The organism is Sphingomonas sp. Leaf33, from assembly GCF_001421785.1.
GTDB lineage: Bacteria > Pseudomonadota > Alphaproteobacteria > Sphingomonadales > Sphingomonadaceae > Sphingomonas.
This window is the reverse complement of record NZ_LMLB01000001.1, coordinates 1,906,839-1,913,840: the sequence shown is the minus strand read 5'-3', so window position 1 is coordinate 1,913,840 and position 7,002 is coordinate 1,906,839. Positions and strand designations below refer to the sequence as shown.

Genomic DNA, 7,002 nt, shown 5'->3' with positions numbered 1-7,002 from the left:
CCCGCCGCACCGCGCAGCTGGCCGAGGACGAATTCTACACCGCGACCGACAATCTGTTGTCCTACTTCGCGGACGATCCCCGTTTCGCCGGCAACCTGACCGCCGATGGGCGCGCGACGCAGAGCCCCTGGGCCAATCTGGCGGTCGTGAACGGTCCCGGCACCGTCCGGCGCAATCCGGGCAATGTCGCGCTGACGTCGTCCGCGGGCGCGTTCCACACGCAATCGGTTCTGAACGCCGGTTGCGCCGTGACGGTGAACGCCGACACGTGCCTTGGCAGCGGAACGCGGGCGACCGCCACGACGCTGCGATCAGAGCGGTTCGATACCCGGCCCGGCACGACGGTCGCGCCGTCGATCCACCGCTTCAACAGCTTCCTGTCGGCGCATTACGACGTCAGCGACAGCCTGACGCTATATACCGAGCTCGGCTATTACCGAGCGGACACGACGCGCATCCAGCCGCCGACGATCAACCTGAACGCCATCGTCGTGCCGGCGTCGAATTACTGGAACCCGTTCGGCCCGGTGACCTTTGCCAACGGCACCGCCAACCCGAACCGCCTGTCCGGGCTGACCAACGTGCCGGCGGCCGGCCTGCCTGTACGGTTGTCGACCTATCGCTTCGTCGATGCCGGTTATCAGCGGGTGAACGTGGACAACTGGCAGTCGCGCTTCCTGGGCGGGGCCCGCGGCAAGATCGGCAGCTTCGATTTCGATACCGCGATCCTCTATTCGGAAGCGCAGGCGACCGACGTGTCGAATGCGGTCAACATGACGAAGCTCCAGCAGGCGCTGTCGCTGTCGACGCCGGACGCCTATAACCCGTTCTCGGGCGGGTGTTCGGCCACTCCGTCACTCGGCGACTGTTCGCCGTCGTCGCAAGGCACGATCGACAGCTTCACCTTCGATCTCGTCCGCCGGTCGAAGACCACGCTGGCGCTCGCCGATTTCAAGGTGTCGCGCGCCGACGTGGTCGCGCTGCCGGGCGGCGACCTGGGCGTCGCGTTCGGGATCGAGGGGCGGCGCGAGACGCAGGCCGATATCCGCGACGATAATCTGAACGGCACGATCCCCTTTGTCGATGCGGTGACCGGTGAGCGCAGCCTGTCGAACGTCGCGGCGGTCAGCCCGACACCGACGACGCGCGGCCGCCGCACGGTGTTCTCGGCGTTTGCCGAACTGGCCGTGCCGGTCATTTCGCCCGACATGAACATCCCGCTGGTCCAGCGCGTCGATCTGCAGATCGCCGGGCGGTATGAGCATTACAGCGACTTCGGATCAGTCGCGAAGCCGAAGATCGCCGGTGCCTGGGACCTTACCAACGGCTTCCGCATCCGCGGATCGTGGTCGCAGGGCTTCCGCGCCCCGAACCTGGAACAGACCAACACGGTTCAATATTCGCGCCTCGGCTCGAACACCGATTTCTACCGGTGCGAGGCCGATCTGCGCGCACGCCGCATCACCACCTTCGGCGCGTGCGGGCGCGGTGTCAGCTATTCGATCTTCATCGCCGGCAACCCGGACCTGAAGCCGGAGGAAAGCACCAACTGGTCGGCGGGCATCGTGCTTCAGCCAGATTTCCAGAATCCGAAGCTCGGCAAGCTGACGATCACCGCCGATTACTGGTCGATCCGGCAGAAGGGAATCGTCGGTCAGTTCGGGCCGCAGAACGCACTGGTGCTGGACTATCTGCTGCGCTTGCAAGGGTCGTCGAACCCGAACGTGATCCGTGCGGCTGCGACCGCCGACGACACACCGGTCTTCACCGGAACCGGGCTGGCCGCGGCGGGTGTCGTCACCCAAATCAACGACCAGTTCACCAACCTGCTGCCGCAGACGGTCGAGGGATTGGACCTCGGCCTGCTCTACAATGTCCGCACAGGAATCGGGAAGTTCGACTGGTCGGTGAATGCCGCGCACCTGATCAAGTTCAGTCGCGATACCCCGCCGGGTGTGACGACGCTATTCGACGCGCGCGCAGCGGGCACGATCAACGCAGCGACCCCGCTGACCGACGCGACCGACCTGATCGAACAGCGCGGGCGCCCGAAATGGCGGCTGACCAGTTCGTTGACGTGGAGCCTGAAGCGCATCCAGGTCGGTGGGTTCGTCAACTACACGGCAGATGTGAACGACACGAACTTCCTCGATGCGAACGGGCTGCCGTACGTCGTTAAGGGTCAGGCGACGGTCAATCTCTACGCCCAGTACCGCTTCAAGGGCGGCGTGCTCGACGACACCCGATTCCGCATCGGCACACGCAACCTGTTCGACGTTCAGCCGCCGATCACGGCTGATGGCTATCTGGGCTCGCTCTATTCGCCCTATGGCCGCTATCTGTATGCGACCATCAGCAAGAGGTTCTGACGTGCACGCTGTCCTTCTCGCCCTCACGGCCCTCGTGGCCGCTCCGGCCGCAGCCCAGGTCGCACCGCCGCCGGTACGGCCGACCACGACGGCGCCGCCGCGGACGATCCTGTTCATCGGCAACAGCTTCACGCAGGGAGCGCATTCGCCGGTGCGCAACTACCGTGCCGGCACGGTTTCCGACCTGAACGGGGACGGCTATGGCGGCGTGCCCGCGCTGTTCAAGCTTTTCACCGAGCAGGCCGGGCTGAATTACACGGTCAGCCTGGAGACGCAGGGCGGACGGTCGCTGGGCTTCCACCTGACGGAGCGGACGGCGCGATTCAACCGGCCGTGGGACGTCGTCGTGCTTCAGGAATATTCGACGCTCGATCGCCAGCGGCCGGGCGATCCCGCGGCCTACATCCGCGATGCGGGTACGCTCGCGGCGTTGTTCACCCGCTCGAACCGCAACGTCGATGTCTATCTGATGCCGACCTGGAGCCGCGCGGATCAGGTCTGGCGGCCGGGTAGCCCTTGGTCGGGGACGCCGGTCAACAAGATGGCCGACGATCTGTTCACCGCCGCCGTCCGCGCCAAGGCCGCATCGCGCGACATCGACGGCCTCATCCCGGTCGGTCTGGCGTGGAACCGCGCGATTTCGGCCGGCGTGGCGGACCCCAATCCGTATGACGGCATCGCCTACGGTCAGCTCGACCTGTGGGCGTACGACCATTATCACGCCAGCACCGCTGGCTATTATCTCGAGGCGCTGACCGTCTTCGGCCGCGTCACCGGGCTCGACCCGCGAACGCTGGGTCCGAACGAACGCGGTGCTGACGACCTCGGCCTGTCGGATGCGCAGGCGACCGCGTTGCAGCGCATCGCCTATGAGACGTTGCAGGTGGAGGAGCGGCGGTAGGCATCAACAGCCGTTCGCGCTGAGCGTGTCGCGAATCTGTCCTTCTTCGGCGGCCGGCGTAGCGGCAGGAAGACAAGGACAGTGCTTCGACAGGCTCAGCACGAACGGTTCTGAAAGATCAGAACCCGAACCGCACCGTCGCGCGGATGTCGCGGCCGGACAGCGGGGCGAAGTCCTTCAGCACGCTGGCATGACGGCGGGCCAACTGGTCGAAGATGTTGTTCGCGCTGAGCATCACGATCGTCCGGTCGCTCTCGAACGGCTTGAACGACAGCGACGCGTTGACCAGCGTGTAGCCGTTGGTCGACGTTTCGAATGCGGCGACCCGGTTCTGATCGAACGCATGTTCGACCTCGGCACGGGCGGTCAGCTTGGGTCCCTGCGCTTCGATCCCGCCGAGCACGCGCATCGGCGGAATGCGAGGCACCGGCCCGCTGCCGGTCACGGTCGCGCGGACATAGTCGCCCAGCACGTCGGCGTTGATCGCATACGTGCCGATCTGCGCGACACGGACCGACGCATCGGCCTCAAAGCCGTAGTAGCGCGCGTCGGCCTGCGCATAGGCGAAGCAGGGCAGGTCGACATCGCGACCTGACGGTGCCGCGGCGGCTTCGCAAACGCCCTGGTCAGTCTGGTTCTCGAAGATGTAGTTGTTGAACCAGCTGTGGTACGCCGACGCGTCGAAGCTGAAGCCGTCGCCGTGCGCGTGCAGCGTCGCTTCGATGCCCCAGGACTTTTCGGTGCGGAAATCGGGGTTGCCGAGCTCGTACGCCTGCGTGCCGGCGTGCGGGCCGTTTGCGAACAGTTCTTCCGCCGACGGCGCGCGGGCAGTGCGCGAGCCGTTGACACCGAAGCGGATGTTCGGCGCGATCTCGACCGAGGCGCCGAGCGAGCCCGACAGCGTCTCGAAATCGCGCTTGCCCGAGAAGAAGCGCTGGTCGCCTGCCACGACGCGGGTGGCGTGATCGGTGCGTTCGTAGCGCAGGCCGCCTTCTGCCTTCACGCCGCCCAGGTCGAACTGCTGTAGGGTGAAGACGCCGATCTGGTTGGTCTCGGCCTTGGGGATAAAGGCCTCATCGCCGACCGCCTCGAACACCCGGTTGTAATATTGCACGCCGGTCGCGCCCTGCCAGCCGCCACGCTTTGCCTGAACCAGCTCGAGGCGTCCTTCGGTCCCCTGGTTGTAGAACGCGGTGCCGATCGCGCCGTCCGGCTCCAGTTCGAAATGGCGATAGTCGGCGTGGCCGGCGCGCAGGCGAATGCGGTCGAGGAAGCCGCCGCCGGTCTGCACTTCGGCGCGCAGATCGACGCGGTCCTGGCGCACGTCCAGCCGCGGCGATTCCTGTCCCTGGCCGACCGCCGTCGCATAGCGGATGGGGACGCCGTACAGGCTGTCGTAATGGCCGTAGGAGATGCCGAGCATTCCGGTATCGGTGATGAGCGAGGCGCCGACGCCCGCCGTCCACGTTTCCGCCGCGGTATTCGGAATGCGGTCGCGCAGCGCGGCGGTGCCGGCGAAGTCGATCGGGTCCTCGCCCGGTGCCGGGGTCTGCGGGCGGCCGACCTGCGACAGCACGGCGGCGCGTGCGGTGGGGCTCAGCAGGAAGCCGCGGCCGATCCGCAGGTCGCCGGTCTTCAGATAGGAGCCATCGGCGTGCAGGACGATCGTGTCGGTGGCGGCAACATCACCCGCGACACCGCCCGAGCGTTCGTCCGCGGCACTGCCATAGGCCACGCGCCCGTCGACGCGGACGCCGCTCTCCGGCATCCGGCGCGGGATGCGCGTGTCGATGACGTTGACGACGCCGCCCACCGCCGACGACCCGAACAACAGCGCGGAGGGGCCGCGCAGGACCTCGACCCGTTCGGCCAGCAGCGGATCGATGATGACGGCGTGATCGACCGAGGTGTTCGATACGTCGATCGACCCGATGCCGTCGGTCAGCACGCGGACTCGCTCGCCCTGGAAGCCGCGCAGGATCGGGCGCGAGGCGTTGGGGCCAAACGACGTTGCCGACACGCCGGGCTGACGCGCCAGCGTCTCGCCGATGGTCGAGCGGATATCGCGGGTCAGCTCGGCCCCGGTCACGACCGAGGTACCCTGAAGCACGTCACGCTCGCTGGTCAGGACGGGTGCGGTGACGATGATCTCGTTGCGAAGGGGGGGCGCTGGCTGCGCGGTCTGGGCGGTCGCGGCCGTCGCGAAGACGAGGGGCAGGGCAGAGGCGAGGAGCAAGCGATACGACATGACGGCCTTTCGAGCGAACATTCGCCATGGCCGTTAAACGCTACGTTACAACGTATCAACACGGAATCGATGCACCGTCGGTCGTTCGCGACGCAGGCGGTGCGGTTCGTCGGTCAGCCGCCGGTGGCGGCGTCGAGATACTCCTCCAGGTTGGTCCAGCCATCGCCGTTGCGGTCGGCGTTGCCGTCCGCAACGTCGCGCGGGTTCAGGCCGTGCGCGCGTTCCCACGCGTCGGGCATGCCGTCGCCGTCGCTGTCTTTCGGCGCGGGAAGGGACTTCAGTACCGGCCAGCCGCCCATATCGTCCTGGCTGTCGATGATCCGCCCGGTGCCCGACCGGACACCCGCCACTACGGCCGCATCGATCGCGTCGCGGACCTTCGACGCACCGGCGCGATACAGGACTGCCTCCAGCGGGTTCGGATCGGCCGTGACGGGGGCGACGTCGATCGGGCCGTCGAGCTTCCACCCTGGCGCGATCGTGCCCTTCACCAGCGTCATCTGATCCGCTGGCACCTTGCCCGCCATCGCATTGCCGGCGAACCAGCCCCTAGCCAGTGTGTTCGCTTCGTCGAACGCGAAATTGCCCTTGCTGTCGGGGCCGGGCAGATAGACGTTGTCGATGAAGTTGTAGCGAACGATCGCGGCCTTGTCGGCATCATAGCCCGAATGCGACCCGCCCCAATTGTAGAAGACGTTGGAGCGGAAATCGAACGTCGCGCCGATTGGATCGACGTCGGGCCCGTCGTAATTGCCCGGGCGTGGCATACGGGCGATGTGATTGGCCCACAGATTGTGGTGCCAGCTGGCCTTTGCCCCGCGTCCGCCACGGATCAAGCTGCCATAGCCGTGCTCGCCCTTCACATGGCCCGACTTGCGCAGCGAATTGGCGATGATCGACCATTGCACGGTCAGGTCGTACCACCCCTGGTCGGGATCCTTGTAATTGGCGCTGGCCGACAGCGACTCGTCGATCGACCAGCCCGCGGAGACGTGGTCGAGGATGATCCGCCGCCCCTTGGTGACGGTCATCGCGTCTTCCTGGCTCTTCGACACGTTGCCCAGCCGCGACCGGATGTAGCGGATGACGACATCGTCGGCGGCGACGACCAAACTGTGATCGCGCAAACTGATCCCGTCGCCCGGCGCGGTCTGGCCGGCGATCGTGATGCGCGGTTCGCGGATCTTAAGTTCCGATGCGAGCGCGATCGTGCCCGATATCTCGAAGACCACAGTGCGCGGGCCCTTCCCCTCGACCGCAGCGCGCAGCGATCCGGGACCGTCGTCGGCGAGCGTGGTCACCTTTATGACGCGCCCGCCGCGCCCGCCCTGCGCGAAGCGCCCCGCGCCTTCCGCACCGGGAAAGGCGACGACTGCCTGGGGCGCGGCCGCGGTAAGCAAGAGCAGCGAGATCATGGCGTTCCCCTCCGATTTCCACGAACGATGGCGGCTAGGGAAACCGGTGTCAACCGTAGGTCTAATCGG

General features: G+C 66.6%; 4 protein-coding genes. 2 read left to right on the top strand and 2 right to left on the bottom strand.

What is annotated here, in order from left to right; translation table 11 throughout:
• Nucleotides 1-2,369: TonB-dependent receptor domain-containing protein (locus tag ASE86_RS09425; RefSeq protein WP_235524030.1), on the top strand; the 2,369-nt coding region annotated here is incomplete at its 5' end.
• Between the two features lies 1 nt (nucleotide 2,370).
• Entirely contained in the window at nucleotides 2,371-3,270 is a 900-nt protein-coding gene (locus ASE86_RS09420) for a DUF4886 domain-containing protein (RefSeq protein WP_235524029.1), read from the top strand.
• 118 nt (nucleotides 3,271-3,388) lie between these two features.
• Here the strand turns inward: ASE86_RS09420 and ASE86_RS09415 are convergent, their stop codons facing one another.
• Nucleotides 3,389-5,518: a TonB-dependent receptor gene (locus ASE86_RS09415; protein WP_056426949.1), complete on the bottom strand. Its 2,130-nt coding sequence runs from the start codon at nucleotides 5,516-5,518 to the stop codon at nucleotides 3,389-3,391.
• A gap of 113 nt (nucleotides 5,519-5,631) precedes the next feature.
• Nucleotides 5,632-6,933 carry a hypothetical protein gene (locus tag ASE86_RS09410; RefSeq protein ID WP_056425089.1) on the bottom strand — a complete coding sequence of 434 codons (1,302 nt, stop codon included), beginning with the start codon at nucleotides 6,931-6,933 and terminating at the stop codon, nucleotides 5,632-5,634.
• Nucleotides 6,934-7,002: the final 69 nt, after the last annotated feature.

Excerpts from the sequence above, each read along its gene's own strand:
- ASE86_RS09415 (WP_056426949.1), bottom strand. The coding sequence starts at position 5,518 with ATGTCGTATCGCTTGCTCCTCGCCTCTGCCCTGCCCCTCGTCTTCGCG.
- ASE86_RS09410 (WP_056425089.1), bottom strand. The coding sequence starts at position 6,933 with ATGATCTCGCTGCTCTTGCTTACCGCGGCCGCGCCCCAGGCAGTCGTC.